Genomic DNA, 26,122 nt, shown 5'->3' with positions numbered 1-26,122 from the left:
CGCTTTCCATCGAAGGTCTTCAGCGTGTAGCTTGTGTAGTATTTGAAGGCGCCGAGGAAGGTCGGGAAACGGAACTTTTTCGCATAGGCGTGGTCAAAGAGATCGCGCACGAAATTGAAGGAATACTGATCCAGCACCTCCTGCTCGTAGTAGCCTTCCGTCACAAGATAATCGAGCTTTTCCCTCAGATTATGGAAGAAGACCGTGTTCTGGTTGACGTGCTGGAGGAAGTATTGCTTGGCCGCCATGCGATCCGTGTCGAGTTGGATCTTTCCGTGCTCGTCATAGAGGTTCAGCATGGCGTTCAGTGCGTGATAATCGAGCGCCGCATCAGCGGCCTGCGCCTTCAAGGGGCGCTCGAGAACTGCCGTGTCCAAAATCGTTCCAATCCGTGTCTGACATTGGCGACGTCCTCTTCGGTGCCTAGGAGCTCGAACCTATAGAGGTAAGGCACCTGGCATCTCTTTGAGATGATGTCGCCGGCAAGCCCGTAGGTCTCGCCGAAGTTGCTGTTGCCCGCGGCGATCACGCCGCGAAGGTTCGAACGGTTCGCCGCATCGTTCAAGAAACGGATCACCTGCTTGGGCACGGCCCCCTTGCCGCCCTCGCCGCTATAGGTCGGAACGAGAAGCACATAGGGCGACCCTGCCTGCAGGGTCTCGCCAGTGATGGGGATGCGCTGCGCGGGAAGGCCGAGCTTCTCGACGAAGCGATGGGTATTCTCGGATCTGCTGGAAAAGTAGATCACCTCACCCATTGCAGCAGCCACTCAGGCGAGCGCGCTGATCATGTCCGGGCGGAAGCCCGCCCAATGCTGCTCGCCGGCGATGACGACGGGAACCTGGCGATAGCCGAGACCCTGCACCAGCTCGTAGGCGGCAATATCGGTCGAAACGTCGACGACAGTATAGTCGATCCCCTGGCGGTCGAGCGCGCGGGTGGTGGCAGTGCATTGAACGCAGGCAGGCTTGGAATAGACGGTGATCGACATGGTTTCCTCGTGAAGCTGGACGCAGAAAAGGGTGTCCGGCCTGGCATCGGACCGGAGCGAAAAGGGCTGTGGCAGAAATCGACGGCGCGGATGGCCGCAGTCGAAACGACTACGGGTCAGCGATGATATAGAATTGTGAATTCATGGCCTTCACCCCGAAGCAGACAGATGACGGGGCAGCGAGGACGGCATAGGACCGGCTTCATCCGGACGCAATCTACCGTACCCTGCCGGACACCCCGCCGGCGGACGTATCGATCAAGGCAGGTCTCCTGGCTCACGGATCGCCGCACCTTCTCCGCCTTCCCGGGAACTCCCAGTGGCATAATGGACAAGGCACTCGCCGTTCACAGTTGCGGGGGGCAGCCTCGGCTTCGCGAACATCATGTGCGCTACCGAATTCCCATCTTAGCCCTTGATCCGAATTCGAATCGAAGGGAACCTCGAACACTAGATATAGTATACGAGGTTAAATCCGCGTCAACGGCTATGATGCGACTGTGCCAAATTCACAGGGGAAAACCCGGCTGCAAGGCTCCAAGCCGTGGATATTCAGTCCTTCTGGGTCAGAAGCTGCTTGTCGAAGTCCACGCTGGTATCCATCCCTTTTGCCGAGGGATACGAGAACCGGCCGAACTCGCTGTAGCCTTGGCTTCTCCAGAAGCTGAGGGTATCAGGTGTGCCCGCATCGGCATGGAGATAGGACGTGACATAACCGAGATCGCGCGCCTTATTCTCCAGGGCAGCAACGATTGAACCGCCGAGTCCTTTCCGCCGCACGTGTGGCTCCAGATAGACCCGGACGATCTGGCATACATTGGCAGCGTCGCAATAGCGATCTTGCAGGCGGATCGCCGTAGTCGGCTTGTTCTGAAGATCGTAGAGGCCTCCGGCGGCGACGACGCGCTCTTGTTCGTCGCGAACGACTAGGAAAGCCCCGCGTCTTTCATTCGAGAACCAACTCTCCGAGGACACGTCCAACAAAGAGTCCAGATCGGTGTGCCAGGCAGGGGTATAGTCGATCTTGTAGAAGTCCTTGATGATCCGGAGGCAGAATGCGCGTGCTTCAGTCCGCACAGCGGTTGGATCGTCATCAGTGAGCCATGTCAGTGCGCTTATCGATTTCACAACTCTGTTCTCGAACGTCCCCAAATCCCGACTTAGCGCTAGACTATCCCATTTATATATCGACGCATGCAATACAGGAGCGTTGCACGTTCTTCATTTTCGCAAAGGTTGATCACCCTGCCGAAAAGAATGCGGTGAGTAGCCTCATCAACGGCATTGACAAGTTCGCATTCGAAACTGACCGATGCGCTAAGAAGGACGGGGGAGCCGGCAATCCCTTCATTCCATTGCCCGAATGAAAATCGATCTTCTGTCGGTATCCGGCCTCCGAACGCGTTTGAAATGTCTTCCTGGCCTGGCATCAGGGTGTTAACGCAAAAATAGCGGGCGCCTCCAAAGGCATGAAAACATGAACTTGCGCGGTTGATACAGACGAGAAGCGTAGGCGGCGTATCGCTGACACTACAGACAGCCGAGGCCGTGAAGCCGTATCGCTTGCCCCTAACGCTGGTGCTGACGACATTGACCGACGTGGCAAGGCGAGACATTCCATCGCGAAAAATGGCGCTATCAACAATGTCGAAGCGGTGGTCATCCATTTTCATATCAGCCTCGTTAGCGCCGTCGAGACGGTTGTTTCTCTCAAAAATCAAGTTCGGCAGCGAGCCCCTGCCCCACAGAATTGGCAAGGCGCGCGCAAACATTGACGGATATGGGTGAAGCTGTCGCTGTCCCCTGTAAGCAACTCGTTAGGCCGCAGCAGACAATTCCCTACGGACGATTTCCGCGCCTGCGCTCAATGCCTGCAGCTTGCCTCTTGCCACGCGACGCGACAGCGGGGCCATGCCGCAGTTGGTGCAGGGGCAAAGCTTGTCGGCGTCGACGAACTGGAGAGCCTTTCGCAAGGTGGCGGCAACCTCTTCCGGAGTTTCGATGGTGTTGCTCGCCACGTCGATCGCACCGACCATGACCTTCTTGCCCCGGACAAGTTCGATGAGATCCATCGGCACATGGGAGTTGTGGCATTCCAGTGAGATCATGCCGATGCTGGATTTCTGCAGTTTCGGGAACGTCCGCTCATACTGCCGCCACTCCGAACCCAGCGTCTTTTTCCAGTCGGTATTGGCCTTGATCCCATAGCCATAGCAGATATGCACCGCCGTTTCGCACTTGAGCCCTTCGATCGCCCTTTCCAGGGTGGCGACGCCCCAGTCGTTCACTTCATCAAAGAAGACGTTGAAGGCGGGTTCGTCGAACTGGATAATGTCGACACCGGCAGCCTCAAGTTCCCTTGCTTCCTCATTGAGGATTCTGGCGAACTCCCACGCCAGTTTTTCCCGGCTTTTGTAGTGGTTGTCGAAGAGGGTATCGATCATGGTCATGGGGCCGGGAAGCGCCCATTTGATCGGCTGCTTGGTTTGCTGGCGCAGGAACTTGGCATCTTCAACGAAAACCGGTCTTTGACGAGACACGGCGCCGACAACGGTCGGCACGCTCGCATCATAACGATCCCGGATCCTGACTGTCTCGCGCTTCTCGAAATCAACGCCGTCCAGGTGTTCGATGAACGTCGTGACGAAATGCTGGCGCGTCTGCTCGCCGTCGCTGACGATATCGATGCCCGCTTGGTTCTGGTCATCAAGAGAAAGGCGAAGGGCGTCGTGCTTGCCCTCGGTCAATTCCTCGCCTTGCAACTTCCATGGCGACCAGAGCTTCTCGGGTTCGGCAAGCCAGGAAGGCTTCGGCAGGCTGCCGGCAGTTGACGTGGGCAGAAGTGTTTTCATGGCATTCGACCTTGTGATTTCGGTTCGTCAATGAGCGTGCTTGGCAGACCATTGTTCAAGAATGTGCCCGTAAGGCTTGATCAGATGGTCCTCGGCGAACTTGCCCTGTTCCACGGCCAGCCGGCTACGTTCGTCCCGATCGTAGACGATGCGGGTCAGCGAGTAGTCCTGGTGCTTCAGGCTCGGTTGATAGACGCCGCCCGCTGGCGAATTGGCGTTATAGATTTCGGGACGATAGATCTTCTGAAAGGTCTCCATCGTGCTGATGGTGCCGATCAGTTCAAGATCGGTGTAGTCATGGAGAAGGTCGCCGAGGAAGTAGAATGCCAGAGGCGCCACGCTATGTGGCGGCATGAAGAAGCGAACCTTTAATCCCATCTTACCGAAGTATTCATCGGTCGCCGAGAAGCCATTCTGCTGGTATTCGATCCCCAGCACGGGATGCTGATTTTCAGTCCGACGATAGGTCCTGCTGCTCGAGGCGCTCAGGCAGATCACCGGCGGCTTCCTGAAATGCGTCTTGAACGCTTCGGACTTCAGGAACGATTGGAACAGGTTTCCATGCAGCTCCCCGAAATTCTCCGGTGTACTGAATTCGGCGCGCTCCTTGTTGTATGAGGGCAGCACGATGCTGAAATCATAGTCGCGGATGTAGGATGACAGGTTGTTTCCGACGATGCCGTCGATGCGAGCATTCGTGGCTCGGTCGATGATCGTCGTCTTCAGGATCTCAATCAGCGGCAAGGCGTCGGACTTGCCTCGAGCATCGGTCGCAAGCTCGACCGAGATGATGTCGAGGGCGACGGAATATCGATCACCTGTAGCATTGTCCCAATGAACCAAGGCGTTGAAGCGATTGTCGATCATCGTCAGGGTGTTGCGAAGATTCTCCTGGCGGCGTGCCCCCCTGGCGAGGTTCGCGAAATTAGTCGTAATGCGCGTGTTAGCTGCCGGAAGGTAGTTCTCATCGAAGGGAATACTCTTGAGGACGAAGCGAAATCCCGCGTCCGCCGCATTATCATCCGTCACATCCGAAGTGAAAGCAGGGTCGCTTTGTTTCTCCTTTATCGCTCTCATCGCTTCTCTCACCCTTTTACCTGTCAGTACTGGAGGATTCTGCTGCTGGTATGTGCACCCCTTATGTCTGAGCCTTTGACGAAGAAAAATTGATTTGATTTCACGCAATCATGAGCGGCTCTCATGCTTGGGACGAGAGACATCTCTCGACCCGCGCGACGCAGTGAGAAAGCCCGCAATGAAATCGACGGCCTCTTCCCTACGTCTCAGGCCGAGATGAATGCTCTTGTGGATCCCTGTGGGGCCGATCCGCACAGGGCAGACGCCGAGCGTTGCCGCCTGCTGGTGCACCAGCCAGTCCGGGATGGCGCTGACCCCACGGCCAGCAGCCACGAGCTGGAGCATCATCTCGGTTGTCTCGACATTGCGGTGGTGTCGGGGGCTGCAATTGGCGGGCACCAGGAATTGCGTGAACACGTCCAACCTCTGCGGCGGAACAGGGTAGGTCAGGAGAGTTTCATGGGTGAGATCCATCGGGTCGGCATAGTCCCTGCTCGCAAGCGGGTGAGAGCTTGGAGCGGCAAGCACGAGCTCATAGTCGAACACCGGCACGTACAGGATACCCGGTGCCTCGATCGGGTCCGGGGTGATCAGGATGTCGATCTCGTGGACCATTAGCGCCGACACACCGCCGGCGGCGAATGAGGTCGTCAGCTCCAGGTCTACCTGCGGCCAGTCCATGAGGTAGGGTTTTGTCACACCCATCAGCCATTGATGGCATGGATGACATTCCATGCCGATCCTCAAAGAACCCCGCTGACCCTGACGATAGTCCGTCAGGACATGTTCGGCCCTCTCGATCTGCGGCAGCACACGCTGCGCCACCGAAACAACGTAGCGGCCAGCCTGTGTGAGACGGAGATTGCGACCGTCCTTCTCCCACATCGCCACGCCATAGCGGTCTTCGAGCTTTCGGATCGTATGGCTGAGCGCGGACTGGGTCACGTTCAGCCGTTCCGCGGCCGCGGTCAGACTTCCCAGGCGATCCACTTCGCGCAGGATCGATAAATGCTGTCGGTCAAGCATGAGCGTGCCCGTCCTCGCTTGCGGAGAGTTCTACCGCAGTGGTTTCCTCGAGGATCGCAATCGGCCGGCTGTCTTCGCCGACCGCCACCATGTTGAAGTACCCAGTGGCGGTAATGGATCTTTCGCCCGCGAGCAGATTCTCCGACCAGAGCTTTGTCTCAACAAGCATCGAGCTGTGACCCACACGTTCGATACGTGCCTCCGCCTCGACGATCTCCCCGATCTCAATGGGTCTCGCAAAGTCGATACGCTCGGATGACGCCAGCACCACCAGCTTGCCGGAGTAGCGCGATGCCTCCACGAAGGCGGCTTTCGTCATGAACGAGATAGCCTCACCCCCGAACATCCGCCCGACGCTGTTTGCCTGATCCGGAAAAACGATATCCACCATCTTGACGCTCGCCATCGGAAGCGGCGGCTCCACAGGCAGGAGTTCCGGGAGGCAAAAATCCCGGGCGCCCTGGCCTTCGGGAGTTGCCACCATATTAAAGATGCCGCGAGTGCAAGCATGGCGGTGATGCCCTACTACTGTCTCCGCGAACATCTCGACCTCGACCGTCACAGATCGACGTCCGGCTCTGACCGGCGCCGCCGAGAACTCAACGATGTGGCCGGCATGTGCCGGCTGCTTGAAATCGATGCGCTCACACGAGGCCGTCACGAAGGGGACGCGTCCGAAGCGGGTGGCCGCTATGAATGCGACGCGGTCCATGAGAGCAAGGCCAGCTCCGCCAAACAGCGTTCCGTGATGGTTCGTATCTCCGGGAAAAACGATGTCGATGAGACGGGTCGCCAGAGCTGGCTGGCCGGTTGTTTTGATCGTCTGTGTCATCCGCACTTCCATCAGGTTGTGACGGGGCGGACGCATGACGCAGGGCGAACGGCAGGGCATGCCGATCGCGTAAAGCGGCACACCGGGACACCCCGCCCGTGGACGTTATCTATCGCGGCAGGTCTCCTGGCTTGCGGGTCATCGCTGACGTTCGTCTTCCCGAGGAGTCTTCCTCAGTGACATGTTGAACGACAACTCTCCGCCTACAGTTGCGGGGGCAGCTCCGGTATGTGCGCTTGTGTCGCCGCCACCGAATTCCCTCTTAGCTCCGGATTTCGACATCCGCAGAACCACGACGGGCACACCATGCCTTGGCGAGAGCGCAGCCGTCAACCATATAACGACATCTTTATATGACTTGCTACATGGTTTTTTTGGGTAGAATGCGAAGCTAATGTCTGACTTCATTGGCAACGCCAGTTGCATCTTGTCATCGCCTTGCGAGAGCCGGAGACCTTTGCTCTCTGGTGCGCGAAGGACTAGCCGTCTCTATAGTATCCCTAGCGTCGGCCTATAGCCGACGCTGACGAGGCGATACGATCAGGGGAAGGCAGCTTTCAGGCGGTCCCGCTATCCGAAATGACGGCGCAAAGCAGTCGTCCCGCACTCGGCTGCAATGCCACTTTTAGAGATCACGACCCACAGTCGACAAAATCGATCCGTAATGATGTGAGGGGAATCGAACTGTCGGCCCGGAAATTCAAACAACCCATAAGTTCGCGAGAACATTACGCTTTAGATCAGGCTAGGTGATGGAACTCGTCTTTCCGCGTTTTGAATAGCACTACGGAATCTGCCGGCGGTCACCGCAGCTTGATGTCTTCAAATCCGAGATCGAAGCGCGCAAGATACTTCGTGAGACGATCTGCGTCATTGCTGCTTTTCTTTTCCAATCGCGAGATCGCAAACGAGGTTTTGCCGGCAGAACTCGCCGTCGTATGCTCGCGGCAACTCTGAAGAACGGTTGCAAGCTGCACTGCATCAAAACGTTCGAGCCGGGCGGCATCTTCTGTGCCTAACACATCTTCAATGATCACATCGGTCCCTTGACCATCGGTCGCCCGGCGGCAAAACGCATTGAGGCGCTTGATTTCGTCGCCCACCAGCTCGGTCGTAATATGCCCGTGGCGGCGATTGGACGGATCGATGTGGGCCGCTCAACCCAACCCCCTGCCTAGAATAACAGGCAGCTGTCCCTAGCGTATCTATTCTTCAACACTCGTGGAAAGTGCGGTTTCAGGCTGGTATGCAACAGCCACCAAACCGCCCAGACGTTCCACAACTCTGCTTATCTGTTCTTTATCAGGCTAAGTATTAGTATCCTATGCCGAAGCGAAATACGCCAATTTTTTCAATTCTCTACCAATTGCGATAGCGATACAAATAGGCCCAAATTCTTCCAGATTGGGATTGAACGAGACCATGATATTGCTCGCCGGAAATCGGCGAGTGTGAGAGCGCACCGCGGTCAACTTGCCGGCCAATCCCGATCTCTAGGGGCCGTTTCAGGCCAGTTGCGGGGGAACGGATTGGCTCAATTGGCGGGGCACCACGCCTAAGGCTTCGGATAGGTTCACAGCAAACTGTCCGCATTGATCGCGCCAACCAATGAATTTGCCCTTTCATGGGTATCGGGTCTTTGTCCCAAACCCATGTAATTAGCTTCGATGTCAACCAGATATGCAATGACGGTGGAAGTGGCAACTCCTCTACGCAACTGTTCTGCCGCGTTTAGCAGGTAAGTATCGTATTCATCGGCGAACGACCTACACTCTTCATCTTCCCACCGTTGTCCTGGTTTCAATAAACCTATTGGATCCCACAGAGACCAACCAATATCGCGTAGCCGGGAGAGTTTTATTGTTGGCGGCGATTGAAACGGAGCCATTTCTTATCTTCTTGACCATTTGTCACACGGGTTAGGGCTGTGCCAATTCATTCTGGGTCTCATTGCGGTAGACGATAGACCTCGGCATTGTCCTGCCGTTCCCGGAGTCCCTTGTACGAAGCGTGACGCAGTTTGCCGTCATCGGTCCAGGCACGATACTCGATTTCGGCGATCAGCGTCGGTTGGACCCAGACGACACCACGCTGTTTCAGCGCGATCGGCGCCCGGGATGTCTTGAGCTTTTCCAGATCCTTGCGGAGCCTGGTGGCATAGCGTTCATTGAAGCCCGTCCCCACATTGCCGACGTAAACGAGATCGTCACCTCTATAGGCAGCAAGAAACAAGTTGCGGATCCCACCGTGCGCAACGGCAGATGGTTCATAACCGACGATGAAAAAACTGTCGCTCCGGACGCATTTCACCTTGATCCAATCACCCGTACGGCCCGAGCGATACGGCTGGTCACGGTTCTTGGCGATGATACCCTCCAGCCCGTGCGCACATGCGGCGGCCAGCAATTCGTCGCCATCGGCTTCAACCTTCTCGGATAGTTTGATGACGCCAGCATGATCGACGAGAAGCCCATCGAGGATCTGCCGACGTTCAGCGAAATCCAGCTTTGTCAGGTCATGTCCATCGAAATAAAGGAGTCGAACCCGCGGCCGGGATCCTAATGAACTTCTGCGTATCCTCAAGTGGCTTAAGGCCAACTGAATTGGGTGGAGTCCTCGTTTGAAGTTAAATGCGCCTCCAAGCTGAAACGGGGTTCGCCTGGACAACAGCTTGTAAACGCCCAGCCGTGGAAACGAATGTTGCTCAATAGCCACAATCGTTCGAAACATGACAAATGTGATCAAGAATACGACGCAAGGCGCGTGATGCGACCCTAAATGAAATCCGTCACTTATCACCTCGGCGGGCTGGTATCTCTGGAGCACTTTAGAAGCCGTCTAAGATTCCGAGATTGCAGTTCATTTTTCGATCACCTACAGCCAACAGGAGGATCTGTCGCGGTTTGAAATCTGGATGAAGTCAATGAGTGCCAAGACGTTTGATATCGCTGGTTTATACGTCTCCGAACAAAGGCGCCTGCAACAACTCATCCGACGCCTCGTCGGCAACTGGGCCACGACGGACGATCTTGTCCAGCAAGCATTCACCAAATTAGTCGCGGCCGCGGACACTGGCAATCTCGACAACTGCCCGGCCTATCTCATGACGACGGCACGCAATCTCGCGCTCAATCATCTCCGAGATCTCAAGCGACATGGCGAAGTTGGCATCCCGGATGCAGAGCTTCACGCCATACCGGATGGACGCCCCTCCCCAGAAATGACAGCGATCTATCGTTGTGAATTGCGACGTGTTCTGCAGGCAGTCGCGTCGCTGCCGATAAAGCGCCGCGAGGCCTTCGTCCTCAACAAGTTCGAAGGCATGGGCTATGACGAAATCGCTGCACGCCAAGGTATTTCTCGCAACACCGTGATTTCTCACATCGTTCTCGCTCTTGCAGAGCTCGACCGGAAAATTGGTCGCTATTAATCCGGTTCCTCATTCATCGGATAGCTTGCTTGCGGTGTCATGGGTAATAGAGGCTTTGACCCACAAGGGTCTAGGGAACGCCGGGCTGCGAAGCGATATGAACGAAGAAGTGACTGACCCGATCGTCATGGAAGCCCTGGAGTGGTTCGTGCGGATGCGCGACGACAAGGTTACGGCGGCCGACCGGCAGGCGCTGGAAGAATGGCTCGCTCGGGACGACGCGCATCTCGCTGCATGGAATCACGCGCAGGCGCTCTGGGCACGCTTCGATATCATGCAGCCGGAATTCGATCGAATGCGCCGCGGTCGTCCGCTTCTGTCACGACGCAATTTCGTCCTCGGCTCCGTCGCGATCGTCGGGGGGCTTGGTGGCCTCTATGCCCTCAATCAGCGGGGCTTTTTTGCGGAATACAAAACCGACATAGGCGAGCGCAGGACGATCGGCTTGCCTGACGGCAGCACTGTCGAGCTGGGGAGCTATTCGGCGCTCTCGACGCATTTCAGTGAGACGGAGCGGCGCGTCGAGCTTTATCGCGGTGAAGGATTCTTCGATGTGTCACGCGATCCGGCTCGCTCTTTTCTAGTGGATGCCGGGGGTGGAAACACCCGCGCACTCGGGACGAAGTTCGATGTGAAATTTGTAGACGATCTCGTCACCGTCGCCGTCAGCGAGCATGCCGTCCAAGTGCAAGAAGACGGCTTTTCCAACCTGCGACTGGAAGAGGGATGGCAAGTCAGTTATGGCCGCAACGGTCTCGGCCAGCCGACCGAGGCAAGTCTTGACACGGTGGAGGCATGGCGCAGCGACCGCATCATCTTCCAGGACGTGCCCCTGCGGCGCGTATTGGCGGAACTGGAGCGTTACCGGCGCGGCCGTATCATTCTTATGGATAGCAGCATCGGCGACATACCGGTTACGGCGATCTTTGAAACGGCCCGTACCGAGAGCGCCTTGCAGACGATCGCAGACACACTTGGCATCCGCCTCCTGAACGCGGCCAATTATGTCACGCTCGTCTACCGCTCCGGCTAAGTTCCAAAAACATGAATTTTTTTCTCAACTAATTCATTAGCTCCGCCCCGTCAGGTGTCTAACTTCTCGAGGCCATCGAACCGAGGCCTTTTAGAGCAGCAATCCCGCATTGGCGGGCACAGGATGCAGGTGGGCGATGCAGTACCGCGGAAATGACACTCGGAGATCTCAGCAAAACGGCGGAGCCGGAAAATTGCGCTGCAACCGTTCCCTTGTATTCGCGCTGCTGGTCACGACCACGCTCGGCACCATCGTCGCCGCCCCTGCACCTGTCTTCGCGCAAGCGGTCGAGAAGACCGGCCGCGTCGCCTACAACATCCGGCCGCAGCCTCTGTCCCAAGCTCTCGTTCAATTCTCGAAAGTGACCGGCATCCAGCTGTTCTTCAGCGCCGATGTCGCGCGCGGCATAAGCTCGCGAGGTGCCAGCGGATCGCTGACCCGGACCGAAGCGCTGGACAAAATCCTGGCCGGATCAGGCCTGACCTATCATTTCACCAACGCAACGACGGTGACGATTTCCAATCCGAGTGCTGCAGCCACAGGAGCGGCAGCGGCCGATGGAGCAACGACGCTCGCTCCCATCGTGGTGCAGGCGGCCAAGCAGGCCGGTTTCGTCTCGACCGACGGCAACGTCGCGTCGAAGTCCGGCATCCCGCTGCTGGAAACGCCGCAATCCGTGCAGGTCGTCACCAGAGCCCAGCTCGAGGTTCAAAAGCCGCAGACTGTTCGTCAGGCCATTGCCTATTCGGCCGGCGTGACTACGCCTGACAGCCCCGACAACCGGCTGGACAATTTTCTGGCTCGCGGATTCCAGATCGACCAATACTATAATGGCTTGAAGCTCCAGCAGGGGACCTGGGCTGTGCCGAAGGTCGACCCCTTCTTCCTCGACAGCATCGAAGTCCTGCAGGGTCCCGCCTCGGTTCTCTACGGCCAGGGATCGCCCGGCGGTCTTCTCAACATGGTCGGCAAGAAGCCGACGGATGAACCGCTGCACGAGATGCAGTTTCAAACCGGCAGCTACAATCGCGCCCAGGCGGCCTTCGATTTCAGCGGGCCGGTGAACGACGAGGGCACAGTGCTGTATCGCTTGACCGGGTTAGGCCGCACCACAGGCACCCAGGTCGAGAGCCAGCGCGAAGAGCGCGTCGAGATTGCACCATCCGTGACGATCAAGCCGGACGAAGATACCAAGCTGACGATCCTCGGCGATTATCTCAACGATCCGAAGGGCGGCTTCTGGAGCCGCCTTCCGACTACCGGGACGCTCTTCCCGACAAGCCGCGGCGCCTATTTCCCGACGGACCTGTTCACGGGCGACAGGGATTTCGACCATATGCGGCGCCAGCAGCAGAGCATCGGATACGAGTTCGAGCATCGTTTCGACGACGTGTGGACAGTCCGACAGAACCTGCGCTTTCAGCACGTGAGCGTCGATTATGCCGAATTGCAGGCTACGGCCCTGGCGGTAGATGGCCATACGTTGGCCAGGTCGGCCTATACCGCTCAGGAACAGCTCAATACCCTTGCAATTGATAACCAGGCGGAAGCTGACTTCGATACCGGCCCCGTCGCGCACAAGGCGATCCTGGGTTTGGACTATCAGTACAAGAATTGGAACAACCTCACGCGCTTTGGCGCCGGACCTTCGCTCGATCTCGACAATCCCGACTATACGCAGCCCGTCACATTGCCTGCCATCTTTCAGAACGCCAACCAGAAGCAGTGGCAGCTCGGCGTTTACGCGCAGGACCAGCTCAAATTCGACAATTGGGCACTATTGCTGTCTGCTCGCCAGGATTGGGCCGCGACCGACAGCGACAACTATCTGAGAAACGTCACGACCGATCAGAACGACCATGCATTCACTTGGCGCGCCGGCTTGACCTACCTCTTCGATAACGGCTTTGCGCCCTATGTGAGCTATGCCACCTCCTTTAATCCCACCATCGGCGTCGCCGCTTCGGGCGAGCCTTTCAAGCCGACCACCGGCGATCAGTATGAAGTCGGTTTCAAATATCAGCCCACAGGTTATGACAGCTTCTTTACTGCGTCGCTCTACGATCTGACGCAACAAAACTACTTGACCAACACGTTGACGGTACCCGTCGTCCAGACGCAGGTCGGAGAGGTCAGAAGCAGGGGGGCTCAAGTTTCCGCCGTCGCCAGCATGAACGACGAACTCGACGTGACCGCCTCCTACGCCTACCTCAACAACGAAATCCTGAAGGCGAGCGATGGGACCGCAGGCAACCGCGTAGCGAATTTGCCCGCCAATACAGCATCGCTGTGGGCCGATTACAAGTTTCAGGATGGAACGGCCGGCGGCCTCGGCCTCGGCTTTGGCGTCCGATATATCGGCAGTCGTTACACCACCAATGCCAATACGGCAAAGATACCCGATCATGTCGTATTCGATGCGGCGCTGGACTACGATCTCGGAAAACTCTCGAGTGAGATGCGCGGAGCAACGTTTGCCTTGAACGTATCGAACCTGTTCGATAAGCACTTCATCAGTGATTGCACTGCGGCGGGCTGCGTATACGGCATGCGTCGTACCGTCTTCGCCACGCTCGGGTACAAGTGGTGATGACAGACAGAAGGCATCCCCCAGTAACCATCGGACGCCGCGCCCTGCTGGTAGGCCTCGCGGCGTCATGGGCGGACAGCATATCCTCGCGGGCAGCAGAGCTGACCGATGCTCCGGTTGCAGATGCCCCGCGCGTCGCCGCATTGGACTGGGGCATTGCCTCGACGCTTATGGCGATGGGTATCGCGCCGGTCGGCGTGCCCGCGCCAAGCTGGTGTGACCGCTATGTCGTCGATCCGACCTTGCCGGCCTCCGTTGTCGATGTCGGGCTCTTGTTTACGCCAAATTTCGAGGTGCTGATCGCGCTCGCTCCCAGCCTGATCGTCACCACGCCGACCTTACAGCAGGCAGCGCCAATGCTTCAGCGCATCGCGCCCGTCTACGGCGACCTGCTGTTCCAGCCTACACCTGACGTTCTTGAAATCGCCGAGCGCGGGACGCTCGGCCTGGCCGACAGGATTGGCATGCGCGACGCAGGCGAGCGCCTCGTCGAATCCACCCGCGCCGAGTTGGCGAGGACCGGTCAGCGCCTCTCCGGCTACACAGGTTCACCCGTCCTCCTGGCAAGTCCGCTCGATAACCGGCATGTCAGCCTCTTCGGCCCTAACAGTCTTTATGGCGCTGTGCTGCGGCATATCGGCTTGCCGCTCGCCGAGCCAGACATCGCCGGCGAATTCGTCATCGTCGGACTTGAGAAGCTCGGAGCCTATAACGACGCCACCATGGTTATGATTGATAGCCCCATCGCGCCAGGAATGGCGAGCCGACTGACGGAAAACCGTCTCTGGCGCACCTTACCCTTTGTCCGCGAGGGGCGATTGCGTGTCATTCCCACCGTACTCGGCTCGGGCGGTCTGCCGTCGGCCTCCCGTTTCGCACGTTTGCTGACCATTGCCTTGGGCGAGAATGGCGGGGGGACGCCTTGATGCCGGTCCAAGAGAAGTTTCGCATAGGTCCGGTCGCGATCATGCTGTGCCTGTTTGCGACCGCTCTCATTTCTGCCGCGATGCGGCTGTCGGAACTGTTGCCCGTGTACGATTGGTGGCAGGTGGCCGCCAATCCCGATCTCAATTCCTATGTGCAGGTTCTGGTTCATGACAGCGTCCTGCCGCGTTTCCTTATCGCTCTTCTCGCCGGCGGCGCGTTAGGACTGTCCGGCACCATCTTTCAGCAGGTGTTGCGCACGCCGCTCGCCGACCCCTCGACGCTCGGCGTCTCGGCCGGGGCTTATCTCGCCCTTGCACTCGCAACCTTGTGGGCGCCCGCCCTGGCAGCGTCAACGCGCGAACTGGTGGCTCTCACCGGCGGCTTGGCAGCCTTTGCGCTCGTTTTCCTGATCGCATGGCCTCATCGTCTATCACCCATATCTCTGATCCTGGCCGGTCTCGTCATAACCTTCGTCTGCGGAGCCGTGTCGGCTGCGGTCAGCCTGTCCTATGGCATGGGAATGACCGGTCTCTTCGTCTGGGGCAGCGGCTCGCTCACGCAGAATGATTGGTCGGCGGTTTCCCGCCTGCTTCCCTACACTCTGCTCGGTTGCCTCGGTGCTGCATTTTTGGCCCGACCGCTAGAGCTGCTGTCGCTCAACGACGAGGGAGCCAGATCGCTCGGGTTACCGCTTTTTCACGTGCGCCTGCTGTCGACCATTCTTGCTGTATTGCTCGCCGCCTTCACAGTCAGCGCCGTCGGCGTCATCGGTTTCGTCGGATTTGCCGCACCCTTTATCGCCCGTGCGGCAGGCGCTCGCAGACTTCCGCAGCGCATGCTCGCGAGCGTCTTGATCGGCGCGATCCTGCTCCTTGCCGCCGACGAGGCCCTGCAGCAGGCCGCACGTTTCATGCGCGAAATCTCTGCCGGGGCCGCGACTGCGCTACTCGGTGCACCGCTCATCGCCATCTTTCTGGGACGATTGCCTGTTGTGGAAACGCCGACGCCGCCACTCACCGCAGCACGCAACCATCGTCCTCTCCTGTATCTTACCATCACCGCCTCAGTCCTGCTGGTGTTGATCTGGATTTCCCTGTCTCTCGGCCCGTCCTTAAGTGGCTGGAGCTTTGCGTCACCGTCACAGATGCACTCGCTATTGATGTGGCGGCTCCCGCGCTTGGCGGCCGCTGCTTCTGCCGGAATTCTCTTCGCGCTCTCGGGAACGATCGTCCAGCGCATGACGAACAATCCAATGGCAAGCCCCGAGGTTATCGGGGTCAGCACGGGCGCTGCCCTCGGCATACTGCTGCTCGTGCTGCTTGCGCCGAGTTTTACGCCCATCTCACAGCTTGCCGCGGCCGCTACCGGCGCAATCGTCAGCCTGATCGCCGTTCTGCTGATGGGGTATCGCAGCCGTTACAATCCCGATTACGTTCTGCTCTTCGGCATTGCGATCAATACCGCTTTCGCTGCCCTGATCGCGGTTCTGCTCGGCACCGGCCTGCCGAAGGTTTTCGGCGTCATGCAGTGGATGGCGGGTTCGACATACAGCACAACGCCGATGCAGGCGACGATCGCAGTTACCATTGCCGCGATCATGCTGTTGATAGTGCCGTTCTTCAACCGCTGGCTCGATCTTCTGCCGTTGGGCACGGCCTCCTCGAAGGCTCTCGGGCTCAACATATCGATCAGCCGGGCGGCACTTCTCTTGCTGGCGGCCGTGTCCGCCGCCGCGGCAACCCTGCTCATCGGACCTTTGAGTTTCGTCGGCCTGATGGCGCCACATATTGCGCGAACGCTCGGCTTTCAGCGCGCCATTCCCCAGATGATCGCCGCCGCTTTGACCGGAGCCGCAATAACAACATGCGCAGACTTCATCGGGCGCGTCGCGCTTTTTCCAAACCAGCTACCGGTGGGCATCGTCGCGACATTGATTGGTGGGCCCTATTTTCTTTGGCTGATGCGAAAACGAGTGCATTAGGCTCATGACTGTAAGAATGCGGCCCCTATCGCGGGCATACTCCGATTCATCTTTTGCGTATCCGCCGGCGGGCCGCAGAGTACATAGAGACAAAGGATTGTGAATGATGATGACCAGTGGCTCAGAAGCAAGATCACCGCGCCATGTCGACGTTTCAACGGGCGGAGACGATCTCTTCCGGCTCGACGAGGTCTCCTTTTCCATCGCCGGCCGCACGCTGCTGCAGCCACTCACCCTCACGCTCGCGCCCCGGAAGATCGTTGGCCTCATCGGCCATAATGGCTCCGGAAAATCGACTCTTCTGAAACTGCTTGCCCGCCAGCAGCCTCCGGCCGGCGGTACCATCCGCTTTGAGGGCAAGCCCCTGCCCGAATGGGGCGATCGAGCCTTTGCCCGCAAGGTCGCCTATCTGCCCCAGGCCACGCCGGCTGCCGCCGGCATGCTGGTGCGTGAGCTGGTGGCGCTTGGACGCTATCCCTGGCACGGCGCGTTTGGGCGTTTTGGCCAGACCGACCGCGACAAGGTCGAGGAAGCCATGAAGCTCACCGACGTCGCCGGCATGGCCGACCGTCTCGTCGACACGCTCTCGGGCGGCGAGCGCCAGCGCGTCTGGCTTGCTATGCTGGTTGCCCAGGACGCCGAGTGCCTACTGCTTGACGAACCGATCTCGGCGCTCGATGTCGCTCATCAGGTCGAGGTGCTGTCGCTCGTCCAAAGCCTTAGCCACGCCAGGGGCCTCGGCGTGGTGGTCGTGCTGCATGATGTGAACATGGCCGCCCGCTTCTGCGACCGCATCATCGCGCTTCATTCTGGCAGGATCATCGCCAACGGTCCGCCGGATGATATCCTCACCACCGAGGCGCTTCACGCGATTTATGGCGTTAAGATGCATATCCTCCAGCATCCAACTTCGGACCGCCTAGTCGCTATACCGATGTGAACGATCCAATCCTCATAAGTGGACGTCCTCCTTGACCATTTCCGCGGCTTCCACGAGAAGCAGGTGGGAGCTGCCCGCTACCAGCTCTGCGGTAGCAGATCGCACCAGCTTGCTTACTATGGCTCATATGCAGGCCAGCCAGAGCATAGAAAATGAACTGTCCCACGCCACGATACACGAACGGCTCCGCAGGCAGTCGGGTCAGAGAAGCATTCCCCCTAAACGAAGTGCGATCCGATTGAGGTTAGAAAAGATGCCGAAAGCCATTCCACTGAGTGAAGCCGGACAGTCGAGGCAGGAGAAATTGTTCTGGGTAGCCTTGGGGCTACTGCGGCCATTCTGGCCACTTGCGGCTTTTGCGACGGCGATCGGCGTTCTGGGCGGTTTGGCGAGTGCCTGGTTGCTGGCGACGATCAATTCCAGTCTGCATGACGCAGACGGCTTCACGGTTCCTCTACTTGCTCGTTTCGCCGGCCTTTGCGCCCTGAGCGTGGGGGGCACTGCGATTTCCGGCGCGATCAACAGCATTCTCGGCCAGAAGATCATCGCTGCCCTGCGCAAGGATATATCCGCTAGGATCCTGCGCGCCCCGATCGCCTCTCTTGAGGCGCATCGGTCCTACCGTTTGATGTCGGTCCTGACCGGCGATGTCGACATCGTCTCGGCCTTCACCTTCAACTTCTCCGGCTATGCCATCGCGCTCGCTATCACCGTCGGGGGTTTTGTCTATCTCCTTACCCTGTCGCCGACTGTCTTCCTGCTGGCGCTCGTCTCGTTGGCGGTAGGCCTTGCCGTCAACGTCATCTCCCAGCGCGTCTGGATCCGTGATTATCAGGCGGTGCGCGTCGCTCAGGACGAGTTGCACAGGCAGTATCGTGCCATTATCGATGGTGCAAAGGAGCTCAAGATCAGTCGGCCGCGGCGGGAGCGCGTCTTCGACGTGTTGCTGACGGGGGCTGCCGATCGCATTGCTGAACTCAAAAGCCGGGCCATGCGGCTGCACTGGATTGCCGACGCGTCTGGCTCAGCAGCCTTCTTCGTCATGATCGGTCTGCTACTGACCGCCCGGAACCAGCTCGGCATCGATACCACCGTCATCAGCGGCGCGGTCATCGTGCTGCTTTATGTAAAAGGACCGATCGAGCAGATTGCCGGCGCCCTACCCGTCTTCGATCAGGCACGGATTTCCTTTAGACGAATCGCTGCACTCTCGGCCGAACTTGACCAGAGCGAGCCGAATATTCTCCTCTCGCCGGAGTTAGGCTCAGGCACAAACGGCCTCGCCATTCGCTCGATTGAGCTGCGTGGTGTCAGATATGCGTTTGCGGCCGGGAACGATGTCCCGCCCTTCGTGCTTGGGCCAGTGGACCTCACCATCCAGGTCGGCGAATTGCTATTCATCGTCGGCGACAATGGTTCCGGAAAGACGACGCTGATCAAGCTCTTGCTCGGCCTGTACGTGCCGCAAGAGGGCTCGATCCTGTTGGACGGCGTGGTCGTGACGGCGGAGGACCGGGACCACTATCGCCAGCTCTTCTCGACCATCTTTTCCGATTACTATCTCTTCGACGATCTCGCCTATGGCGCCCTGCCGGAAGACGCCGGACGGCATCTGGCGCGACTGGGAATTGCCCACAAGACGACCCTCGACGGCGACCGCTTCACGACTACGGATCTCTCGTCCGGCCAACGCAAGCGCCTCGCCCTCGTCCAGGCATGGCTGGAGCATCGCCCCATCATAGTCACCGACGAATGGGCCGCTGACCAGGACCCTGACTTCCGTCGTGTATTCTACGAGGAGCTGCTACCTGAGATGACCAAGGAGGGCAGGACGCTGATCGTCATCTCCCACGACGACCGCTACTTCCACGTCGCTGATCGGATCGTGCGAATGGCAAACGGGCATATCGTTGAGGATCGCATTGAAGAGGATACATTGGTACAGAAGGAAGCATGATAAAAACGATATCGGAAGCAGCGGGCGCGCAATCGGCGTCGTCATCCCCAAGTCAACGCCAAAGTCTAGCGCAGACTACCGTACGTCGTATCGTGACCGCTTCTCTCTATTTGCGCGGCTGAAAGCTGGGCCTTATGAATCTTGACTGTTAGAAACTACGCGGACGCCACCTTTAGGTGGCGCCCGCCGCCTAGTTAGGCTGCAGCGGAGTGCACTAAGTTTTCATAACGAAGAACGTTCTTCAGCTCGCGCTCGATATTGGCGAGCTGGCCAGCCGTCGTTGCTGGCATCGGCATGCGCGGCAGGCCAGCCTCGGCACCCTGTAGGCGGATGGAGGTTTTGATGTTGGCCGGTAGGTTGTCTGCATAGATCGTATTCCAGAAACGCAGCAGCGCTTCATGGATTTCCTTGGCGAGCTTGTGATCGCCGCACTGGACCGCATTCCAGAGCGCGATGCAGACGCCCGGAACGGCGGCCGGGTTGGCAGCGATCGTGCCGTGGCAACCGATCGCGAAGGACGGATAGAGCAGCGCGTCGACAGCCGAATAGACCTTGCAGCCGTTCGGGACGTTCAACATCAAGTCTGCCATCAGCTTCAGGTCGCCGGCGCTCTGCTTGACGCCCTGAACGCCCGGCAATTCGGTCATGAGACGCACGAGCAGAGCGGGGTTCAGATAGTTCCACGGCACGACGTTGTAGATGATGACAGGAACTTCGGTTGCTTCGGTCAAAGCCTTGAAGTGCGCGAAAGTCGCATCTTCATCCGGTTTGAAGACATAGTGAACCGGGGTAACTTGCAGACCCTGGATCGACAGATGCGAGATCGCCTTGGCACGACGGATCGCTTCTCGGGTCGAGTTGGCGATGATACCAGCAATAACCGGAATCTTGCCGTTGACTTCCTCGACGCAGATCTCCATGAGGCGCGTATATTCCTCAAGGGTCAGCGTGTGTCCTTCGCCCGAGCTGCCGCCGACGCAGACGCCGTGAACATTCTTGGAGAGATTGAACTTCACGATGCCGCGGAACGCTGCTTCATCGATTTCGCCATCCTGCGTGAAGGGGGTAACGATCGGCGGGATGATTCCGTTTATTTTATCAAGGTTCATTATCATTGCTCCTATTGTAGGTGGGAAAAGTCGCTCGCTATGGCACCCGGCGGCTTCAGGGAGGCGGCCGGATCGGTGCCATGAGCATCTTCGATTTGGGTTAGAGCGCTTCGGCGAGCGCCCTCATCCAAATGGCAACGGCGGCAGCACCGCCGTCCGGGACGCCGACGGCACGCTCGCCGAGATAGGCAGCACGGCCGAGCTTCGGGGTCATGGTTTCGGTTGCCTTTGCACCGCCTTCTGAGGCCTCGGCTGCGGCCAGCCAGGCCGCCTTGGCATCCGTCTCGCCGCCTGCCTTAAGCGACTTCAGCGCCGGATCGAGGGCGTCGAGCATGGTCCTGTCGCCGGGCTTGGCGCCGCCGATCTGGCTGATGGCAGCGACGGCGATCTCAAGGGCAGCGATAAAATCGGCGGGTCTGAAGTCAGCGTTCTCTGCAAGATGCCGCCCGGCGCGAGTTAGCGCGATTGCGTAGAACGGCCCAGAGCTGCCGGCGATCGCACGGCGCAGAGCATTGCCGATCGACACGAAGGCATTAGCGGGATTGGCCCAGGCCTTTTCCGGCAGGTCGCGAATAGCCTGCGCACCGCGCAGCATGCTGGCGCCGAGGTCACCATCCCCGGCCTTGCTATCGAGATCGGTGAGATACCCTTCCGCCTTTTCGAGCGCATCGGCGACCGCAAGGCCGACCGAGCGGAGCTTCACGGAATCGAAGGACACGCCGTCGCGGAGGATCGCATCATCCTCGGCAACACCCTGAACCTTGACGATCTGGATCTCGTCCGGAAGCTTGCCAGCACCCGGCCAGGCGAAAGCACCGGTCGGCGCGTCGAGAAGATCGGTATCGCCAGGCTGCAGCTGAAGAAGCGATATCGAGCAGCCGGGCATTTCGATCGCGGTCAGGAAATCGCCGCTCCAGGCCCGGTCGACCGTGATGCCCTTCTCGCGAAGTATAGCCAACGCCCGACGAGCGACGATGGCAAGCTCCATCGGCGGTGTCGCCCCAAGTCCGTTGACCATCATGGCGACGCGTGCGCCACGCTCGATCCTCATGTCGGAAACGATGGTTTCGATCAGCCGGTCGGTCAACTCGTCGGCGGACTTCATACCCGTCCGCTCAATGCCCTTTTCGCCATGGATACCAAGGCCGAGCTCGATCTCGTCGTCGGCCAATGTGAAGCCGGGTTTGCCGGCTGCCGGCACTGTGCAGGCCCCGAGCGCAACGCCCATGGTGCCGATACGGCCAGCAGCGGCGCGCGCAATGTCGGCAACTTCCTGCAGCGACTTGCCACTTGCGGCAGCGGCACCCGCGATTTTGTGCACGAAGACCGTACCGGCGATGCCGCGACGGCGTTCGCGGTTAACGAGGCCGGCCAGGGCGACATCATCGGCAACGACAACCAGTTCGCTCGGAATGCCCTCGACGGCGGCAAGCTCGCCTGCGAGACCGAAGTTCAGGCGGTCACCGGTATAGTTCTTGACGATCAGCAGCGCGCCGGCCGGACCGGCCGCTGCTCGGATAGCGGCCAGAACCGCATCGACACTGGGCGAAGTGAAGACTTCGCCAGTGACGGCAGCGGTCAACATCCCCGGTCCAACGTATCCGGCATGGGCAGGCTCATGCCCCGCGCCTCCACCGGAGATCAGTGCCACGGGACGGCTCGGCACCTCCGGCAGGCCGCTGCGGATCACAACGTTTTCGGTATCCAGAAGAGCAAGCCCCGGATTGAGACCGACAGTCCCTTCTAGCATCTCCCGAACGACGTCGGGTGTCTTGTTGATGAGCTTCTTCACGTTGAATTCTCCATGCTGTGCGTAGTTCATGCCCCGGGAAGGATCTTTCCCGGATTGAGAAGGTTGCGCGGATCGAGCGCCTGCTTGATGAGGCGCATCACGGCGACCCCTTCGCCATGCTCGGCATTCATGAAGCGGATCTTGCCGCTGCCGACACCGTGTTCACCGGTGCAGGTACCGTCCAGCGAAAGCGCGATCTCGACCACCCGGTCGCCGATCTTGCGGGCATAGGCCATCTCCGCCTCGATCGCCGGATCGACGACCATGCCAAGGTGGAAATTTCCATCGCCGACATGACCGGCAAGCGACACGAAGAAGGGGGCCTTCTCGATCAGCGGCTTGATCTGTGCGATGCATTCGGAAAGAGCCGAAATCGGCACGCAGGTATCGGTGCCCCAGATTTTGGCGCCCGATCGCGTTGCCAGCATGGCGTAATGGAGATTGTGCCGCGCATGCCACAGGCGCGCGCGCTCCTCGGCATTGCTAGACCATTGCATTTCTCCGGCGCCATTTCCCTTGGCGAGTTCGGAAAAAAGGCTGGCCTGTTCAGCCACACTCGCTTCCGTACCGTGGAATTCCAGGAAGAGCGTCGGCGCTTCAGGATTCGTAAGGTTCGAAAAGGCGTTGACGCATCGGATCGTCGCGGCATCGAGCAGTTCCATGCGCGCAACCGGAATGCCGCACTGGATCGCTTGGATGACGGTCGCGACGGCACCTTCCACTGTATCGAAGGGGCAGACAGCGGCCGAAATGGTTTCCGGAATGCCGTAAAGCTTCAACGTTACTTCGGTGATGATGCCAAGCGTGCCCTCCGAGCCGACAAACAAGCGGGTCAGATCGTAGCCGGCAGAAGACTTGCGGGCTCGCGAGGCCGTGCGGACGATTGTGCCGTCTGCCAGAACGACCGTCAGATTGACGACGTTCTCGCGCATCGTACCGTAGCGAACAGCGTTCGTGCCGGAAGCACGCGTCGCCGCCATGCCGCCCAGCGTTGCTTCGGCGCCGGGATCAACTGGGAAGAAAAGTCCGGTATCGCGCAGTTCGGCGTTGAGCTGCTGGCGGGTGACTCCGGTCTGCACGGTAACGTCGAGATCGTTGGGCCGGACCGAGAGGATCGCATTCATGCGACTGACGTCGAGCGCAATGCCGCCGCGAAGAGCAACGACATGGCCTTCGAGCGAAGTACCCGCGCCGAAGGGGACCATGGGCACGTCATGAGCGACGCAGAGCTTGACGATGTCGCTGACCTCTTCCGTCGTCAGCGCGAAGCAGACTGCATCCGGCAGGCGGGTCCCGTGATAGGACTCGCCATGGCCGTGATGCTCCCGGTCGGACATTGCCGTCGAACAGCGGGATCCGATCCGCTCGCGCAGGGCGGCGATCAGCGCGTCCAGGCTACTTTCCTCGCGACCGGGCACGATATCGAGCGCCTTTGACATTAATCCTCCTGGTGCGACGGCAGAACGCGGAGCGCCAGAGCGCAGACCGCGGAGAGTACGGCGATGCCGGCCATGTAGAACATGACCGGGGTGGCGGACTTATATTCGGTAAGCAGCGTCACGGCGACGAGCGGCGACAGACCACCGCCCAGAATCGGGCCGACCTGTTGTACCAGCGACAGGCCGGTATAACGCACCCGGGTCGGGAATAGCGCCGAGAACAAAGCACCCTGCGCGCCGTACATCATGCCATGGCCGAGGCCGAGGCCGATCGCGACGGCGACCCAAATCGTTGCGGCGTTGGCCGTATCCAGCATTCCGAAGAAGAAGAAGGCAAAGACGGCCTGCAGTAGAGCGCCGGCGACGTAGATCGGCTTGCGGCCCATACGATCGGACAGGCTACCGAAGATCGGAAGCGTGATGCACTCGACGGCACAGCCGAACAGAATGCCGTTCAGCACCAGTTCCTTCGGCAGGTTCAGCGTCGTAACGCAGTAGGTGATCGCGAAGACGGCATAGATGTTGAAGAGGCCGCTTTCGGCGATCTTGGCGCCGATGCCGAGCAGCACGTTCGGCCAATGATTACGCAGCACTTCGGCAACTGGAAGCGCGGCAGGCTTCTCCTTGGCGACAGCCTTTTCGAAGGCGGGCGATTCAGCGATGCGGAAGCGGATGAAGAGCGCGACGCCGACGAGGAGAATACTCGCTAGGAACGGAACACGCCAACCCCAGGAAAGGAAGGAATCCGGATTCATGGAGACGCTGATAACGCTCAGGAGCGCGATCGGGATGAGGAACCCGGCGGGCGTCCCAATATGCACCAGCGACGAGTAGAAACCCCGGCGTTCCCGCGGCGCGTTCTCGATGGTCATAACCATACCACCGCCATACTCGCCGCCAAGGCCGATGCCTTGAAGGAGGCGAAGCGTCACCAGCAGGATCGGGGCGTAGATGCCGATCGCATTGTAGGATGGGATCAGGCCGATGAGGAAGGTACCGATGCCCATGATCAGGACGGTCAGCAACAGCATGGTGCGGCGACCGACCCGATCGCCGAAGTGACCGAATAGCAGGCCGCCAAGCGGACGCGCGCAATAGCCGACGAAAAAGGTTGCAAAGGCGGCGATGGAACCTACCATCGGATCACCGCTGACGAAGAAGATGTGATTGAAGACGAGCGCGGTCGCCGTCGCATAAAGCGTGAAGTCGTAATATTCGACCGTCGTGCCGATCGCGCTTGCCAGCGCAACCTGACCAGGACCGGCGGAGGGCAATGCCTCTTGTCCCGTTTTCATAGAGGATGCGTCATAAGTTCTATCTACGATCAAGTTAACCTCCCTTGGCTCTTGTCTCATTTTCCTCTCCCAACGATGCCAATCTCAGGCTCCGAGATAAGCGTCGCGAACGTGATTGTCCTTGAGCAGCGCTTGCGCCGGACCTTCCAGCGCCACTCTTCCGCCTTCAAGCACGTAGCCGTAGTCGGAGACGCCGAGGGCCGCGTAGGCATTCTGCTCGACGATGACGACCGTGCGGCCGCCGGCGGCAATGCGCTTGACGTCGCGGAACATTTCAAGGGTCAGCTTCGGCGAAAGCCCCATTGACGGTTCATCAAGCAAAAGCAGCTTGGGGCAAGCCATCAGGCCACGGCCGATGGCGAGCATCTGCTGCTCGCCACCCGACAGAACGCCGCCCATCATCGTCGCCTTCTTCTTGAGCACTGGGAAGAGCTCGAAAACCTCGTCGCGAGCGGCCGAAACCGCACCCTTGTCGCCTCGCTTGACATAGCTGCCGACCTCGAGGTTCTCCATGACGGTCATGGTACCGAAGATGCGCCGGCGCTGCGGCACGCAGGCTATCCCCGATGCGATGATCTGCTCGACAGAGTGGCCTGCAGTAATCCGACCACCGAAGCGGACCGTCCCTTTGGTCGGCTTGAGGCGCCCGACAATGAGGTTGAGCGTGGTTGACTTTCCCGCGCCGTTCGCGCCGATGATCGAAACAACCTTGCCCTTCTCCACGCAAATGGACAGGTCGAACAAAACCTGCGCTTTTCCGTAGAAGACGTCGACGTTTGACAATTCTAGTTCGGGCGTCATCACCAGCTGTGGAGCTGTTTGAACGGCAATGGTCATTTTTGAAAGCTCAC

Annotated in this window: 23 protein-coding genes, 1 pseudogene and 2 riboswitches; of the genes and pseudogenes, 7 read left to right on the top strand and 17 right to left on the bottom strand. The window is 59.1% G+C overall.

Annotated elements, in window-relative coordinates:
• The 12 genes and pseudogenes from FBZ99_RS23860 to FBZ99_RS23805 all read right to left on the bottom strand — a co-directional run.
• A pseudogene (locus tag FBZ99_RS23860) lies at positions 1 to 377 on the bottom strand (class 1b ribonucleoside-diphosphate reductase subunit alpha); the annotation flags it as partial.
• Positions 347 to 757 carry a class Ib ribonucleoside-diphosphate reductase assembly flavoprotein NrdI gene (gene nrdI / locus FBZ99_RS23855; RefSeq protein WP_145635253.1) on the bottom strand — a complete coding sequence of 137 codons (411 nt, stop codon included), beginning with the start codon at positions 755 to 757 and terminating at the stop codon, positions 347 to 349. The pseudogene FBZ99_RS23860 and the gene nrdI, both read right to left, overlap by 31 nt.
• Before the next feature lie 12 nt (positions 758 to 769).
• Positions 770 to 991: a glutaredoxin-like protein NrdH gene (nrdH, locus tag FBZ99_RS23850; protein WP_145635251.1), complete on the bottom strand. Its 222-nt coding sequence runs from the start codon at positions 989 to 991 to the stop codon at positions 770 to 772.
• Positions 992 to 1,236: 245 nt separating this feature from the next.
• Positions 1,237 to 1,452, bottom strand: a riboswitch (cobalamin riboswitch).
• Positions 1,453 to 1,543: 91 nt separating this feature from the next.
• Positions 1,544 to 2,119: a GNAT family N-acetyltransferase gene (locus FBZ99_RS23845; RefSeq protein ID WP_145635248.1), complete on the bottom strand. Its 576-nt coding sequence runs from the start codon at positions 2,117 to 2,119 to the stop codon at positions 1,544 to 1,546.
• Between the two features lie 38 nt (positions 2,120 to 2,157).
• Positions 2,158 to 2,664 (bottom strand): flavin reductase, encoded by a 507-nt coding sequence (locus FBZ99_RS23840; RefSeq protein ID WP_186450341.1) that lies wholly within the window; start codon positions 2,662 to 2,664, stop codon positions 2,158 to 2,160.
• A gap of 144 nt (positions 2,665 to 2,808) precedes the next feature.
• Positions 2,809 to 3,843 carry a methionine synthase gene (locus tag FBZ99_RS23835; protein WP_145635245.1) on the bottom strand — a complete coding sequence of 345 codons (1,035 nt, stop codon included), beginning with the start codon at positions 3,841 to 3,843 and terminating at the stop codon, positions 2,809 to 2,811.
• A gap of 27 nt (positions 3,844 to 3,870) precedes the next feature.
• A complete protein-coding gene (locus FBZ99_RS23830; protein ID WP_246661186.1) occupies positions 3,871 to 5,028 on the bottom strand; it encodes a DUF1852 domain-containing protein in 1,158 nt (385 codons plus the stop codon).
• Positions 5,029 to 5,946 (bottom strand): LysR family transcriptional regulator, encoded by a 918-nt coding sequence (locus tag FBZ99_RS23825; protein ID WP_145635242.1) that lies wholly within the window; start codon positions 5,944 to 5,946, stop codon positions 5,029 to 5,031.
• The gene (locus FBZ99_RS23820) at positions 5,939 to 6,778 is read right to left on the bottom strand and encodes an acyl-CoA thioesterase (protein WP_145635240.1); all 840 of its coding nucleotides are present in this window, start codon (positions 6,776 to 6,778) and stop codon (positions 5,939 to 5,941) included. Before FBZ99_RS23820 ends, FBZ99_RS23825 begins: the two co-directional genes overlap by 8 nt.
• A gap of 99 nt (positions 6,779 to 6,877) precedes the next feature.
• A riboswitch (cobalamin riboswitch) is annotated at positions 6,878 to 7,088 on the bottom strand.
• A gap of 493 nt (positions 7,089 to 7,581) precedes the next feature.
• Entirely contained in the window at positions 7,582 to 7,881 is a 300-nt protein-coding gene (locus tag FBZ99_RS23815; RefSeq protein WP_186450340.1) for a hypothetical protein, read from the bottom strand.
• A 470-nt stretch (positions 7,882 to 8,351) separates the two neighbouring features.
• Positions 8,352 to 8,666: a hypothetical protein gene (locus FBZ99_RS23810; RefSeq protein ID WP_145635238.1), complete on the bottom strand. Its 315-nt coding sequence runs from the start codon at positions 8,664 to 8,666 to the stop codon at positions 8,352 to 8,354.
• Between the two features lie 59 nt (positions 8,667 to 8,725).
• Entirely contained in the window at positions 8,726 to 9,508 is a 783-nt protein-coding gene (locus tag FBZ99_RS23805) for an ATP dependent DNA ligase (RefSeq protein WP_145635236.1), read from the bottom strand.
• Between the two features lie 193 nt (positions 9,509 to 9,701).
• Here FBZ99_RS23805 and FBZ99_RS23800 point away from each other — a divergent pair, with 193 nt between their 5' ends.
• The 7 genes from FBZ99_RS23800 (at position 9,702) to FBZ99_RS23770 (ending at position 19,636) form a co-directional block, all read left to right on the top strand.
• Positions 9,702 to 10,208 carry an RNA polymerase sigma factor gene (locus FBZ99_RS23800; RefSeq protein ID WP_145635234.1) on the top strand — a complete coding sequence of 169 codons (507 nt, stop codon included), beginning with the start codon at positions 9,702 to 9,704 and terminating at the stop codon, positions 10,206 to 10,208.
• A 97-nt stretch (positions 10,209 to 10,305) separates the two neighbouring features.
• Positions 10,306 to 11,241: a FecR family protein gene (locus tag FBZ99_RS23795; RefSeq protein ID WP_145635232.1), complete on the top strand. Its 936-nt coding sequence runs from the start codon at positions 10,306 to 10,308 to the stop codon at positions 11,239 to 11,241.
• Between the two features lie 193 nt (positions 11,242 to 11,434).
• Positions 11,435 to 13,831, top strand: a complete 2,397-nt coding sequence (locus tag FBZ99_RS23790) for a TonB-dependent siderophore receptor (RefSeq protein ID WP_186450339.1) — start codon at positions 11,435 to 11,437, stop codon at positions 13,829 to 13,831.
• Positions 13,831 to 14,757 (top strand): ABC transporter substrate-binding protein, encoded by a 927-nt coding sequence (locus FBZ99_RS23785; RefSeq protein ID WP_145635228.1) that lies wholly within the window; start codon positions 13,831 to 13,833, stop codon positions 14,755 to 14,757. Before FBZ99_RS23790 ends, FBZ99_RS23785 begins: the two co-directional genes overlap by 1 nt.
• Complete coding sequence (fhuB, locus tag FBZ99_RS23780) at positions 14,757 to 16,739, top strand: Fe(3+)-hydroxamate ABC transporter permease FhuB (RefSeq protein WP_145635225.1); 1,983 nt, start codon at positions 14,757 to 14,759, stop codon at positions 16,737 to 16,739. Before FBZ99_RS23785 ends, fhuB begins: the two co-directional genes overlap by 1 nt.
• Positions 16,740 to 16,848: 109 nt before the next feature.
• The gene (locus FBZ99_RS23775; protein ID WP_145635288.1) at positions 16,849 to 17,679 is read left to right on the top strand and encodes an ATP-binding cassette domain-containing protein; all 831 of its coding nucleotides are present in this window, start codon (positions 16,849 to 16,851) and stop codon (positions 17,677 to 17,679) included.
• A 253-nt stretch (positions 17,680 to 17,932) separates the two neighbouring features.
• Positions 17,933 to 19,636 (top strand): cyclic peptide export ABC transporter, encoded by a 1,704-nt coding sequence (locus FBZ99_RS23770; protein ID WP_145635223.1) that lies wholly within the window; start codon positions 17,933 to 17,935, stop codon positions 19,634 to 19,636.
• A 194-nt stretch (positions 19,637 to 19,830) separates the two neighbouring features.
• On the opposite strand, the gene FBZ99_RS23765 is transcribed toward FBZ99_RS23770, so the two are convergent.
• From FBZ99_RS23765 to FBZ99_RS23745, 5 genes are all read right to left on the bottom strand, one after another.
• Positions 19,831 to 20,745: a dihydrodipicolinate synthase family protein gene (locus FBZ99_RS23765; RefSeq protein WP_145635221.1), complete on the bottom strand. Its 915-nt coding sequence runs from the start codon at positions 20,743 to 20,745 to the stop codon at positions 19,831 to 19,833.
• Between the two features lie 100 nt (positions 20,746 to 20,845).
• Complete coding sequence (locus FBZ99_RS23760) at positions 20,846 to 22,537, bottom strand: dihydroxyacetone kinase family protein (protein WP_145635219.1); 1,692 nt, start codon at positions 22,535 to 22,537, stop codon at positions 20,846 to 20,848.
• A 26-nt stretch (positions 22,538 to 22,563) separates the two neighbouring features.
• Positions 22,564 to 23,976, bottom strand: a complete 1,413-nt coding sequence (locus FBZ99_RS23755; protein WP_145635217.1) for an FAD-binding oxidoreductase — start codon at positions 23,974 to 23,976, stop codon at positions 22,564 to 22,566.
• Positions 23,976 to 25,304 carry an MFS transporter gene (locus FBZ99_RS23750; protein WP_210248391.1) on the bottom strand — a complete coding sequence of 443 codons (1,329 nt, stop codon included), beginning with the start codon at positions 25,302 to 25,304 and terminating at the stop codon, positions 23,976 to 23,978. Before FBZ99_RS23750 ends, FBZ99_RS23755 begins: the two co-directional genes overlap by 1 nt.
• Positions 25,305 to 25,355: 51 nt before the next feature.
• The gene (locus FBZ99_RS23745) at positions 25,356 to 26,108 is read right to left on the bottom strand and encodes an ABC transporter ATP-binding protein (RefSeq protein WP_210248390.1); all 753 of its coding nucleotides are present in this window, start codon (positions 26,106 to 26,108) and stop codon (positions 25,356 to 25,358) included.
• Positions 26,109 to 26,122: the final 14 nt, after the last annotated feature.

This window comes from Rhizobium sp. ERR 1071, from assembly GCF_007828675.1.
Classification (GTDB): domain Bacteria; phylum Pseudomonadota; class Alphaproteobacteria; order Rhizobiales; family Rhizobiaceae; genus Rhizobium; species Rhizobium dioscoreae.
Note: the sequence above shows the minus strand (reverse complement) of the source record. Positions and strands in the feature narration are given on the sequence as shown.

What these genes read in the sequence shown, in the direction of transcription:
- nrdI (WP_145635253.1), bottom strand. Translation starts at nt 757, where the DNA reads ATGGGTGAGGTGATCTACTTTTCCAGCAGATCCGAGAATACCCATCGC.
- nrdH (WP_145635251.1), bottom strand. Translation starts at nt 991, where the DNA reads ATGTCGATCACCGTCTATTCCAAGCCTGCCTGCGTTCAATGCACTGCC.
- FBZ99_RS23840 (WP_186450341.1), bottom strand. Translation starts at nt 2,664, where the DNA reads ATGAAAATGGATGACCACCGCTTCGACATTGTTGATAGCGCCATTTTT.
- FBZ99_RS23835 (WP_145635245.1), bottom strand. Translation starts at nt 3,843, where the DNA reads ATGAAAACACTTCTGCCCACGTCAACTGCCGGCAGCCTGCCGAAGCCT.
- FBZ99_RS23825 (WP_145635242.1), bottom strand. Translation starts at nt 5,946, where the DNA reads ATGCTTGACCGACAGCATTTATCGATCCTGCGCGAAGTGGATCGCCTG.
- FBZ99_RS23820 (WP_145635240.1), bottom strand. Translation starts at nt 6,778, where the DNA reads ATGACACAGACGATCAAAACAACCGGCCAGCCAGCTCTGGCGACCCGT.
- FBZ99_RS23810 (WP_145635238.1), bottom strand. Translation starts at nt 8,666, where the DNA reads ATGGCTCCGTTTCAATCGCCGCCAACAATAAAACTCTCCCGGCTACGC.
- FBZ99_RS23805 (WP_145635236.1), bottom strand. Translation starts at nt 9,508, where the DNA reads ATGTTTCGAACGATTGTGGCTATTGAGCAACATTCGTTTCCACGGCTG.
- FBZ99_RS23800 (WP_145635234.1), top strand. Translation starts at nt 9,702, where the DNA reads ATGAGTGCCAAGACGTTTGATATCGCTGGTTTATACGTCTCCGAACAA.
- FBZ99_RS23795 (WP_145635232.1), top strand. Translation starts at nt 10,306, where the DNA reads ATGAACGAAGAAGTGACTGACCCGATCGTCATGGAAGCCCTGGAGTGG.
- FBZ99_RS23785 (WP_145635228.1), top strand. Translation starts at nt 13,831, where the DNA reads ATGACAGACAGAAGGCATCCCCCAGTAACCATCGGACGCCGCGCCCTG.
- fhuB (WP_145635225.1), top strand. Translation starts at nt 14,757, where the DNA reads ATGCCGGTCCAAGAGAAGTTTCGCATAGGTCCGGTCGCGATCATGCTG.
- FBZ99_RS23775 (WP_145635288.1), top strand. Translation starts at nt 16,849, where the DNA reads ATGACCAGTGGCTCAGAAGCAAGATCACCGCGCCATGTCGACGTTTCA.
- FBZ99_RS23770 (WP_145635223.1), top strand. Translation starts at nt 17,933, where the DNA reads ATGCCGAAAGCCATTCCACTGAGTGAAGCCGGACAGTCGAGGCAGGAG.
- FBZ99_RS23765 (WP_145635221.1), bottom strand. Translation starts at nt 20,745, where the DNA reads ATGAACCTTGATAAAATAAACGGAATCATCCCGCCGATCGTTACCCCC.
- FBZ99_RS23755 (WP_145635217.1), bottom strand. Translation starts at nt 23,976, where the DNA reads ATGTCAAAGGCGCTCGATATCGTGCCCGGTCGCGAGGAAAGTAGCCTG.
- FBZ99_RS23745 (WP_210248390.1), bottom strand. Translation starts at nt 26,108, where the DNA reads ATGACCATTGCCGTTCAAACAGCTCCACAGCTGGTGATGACGCCCGAA.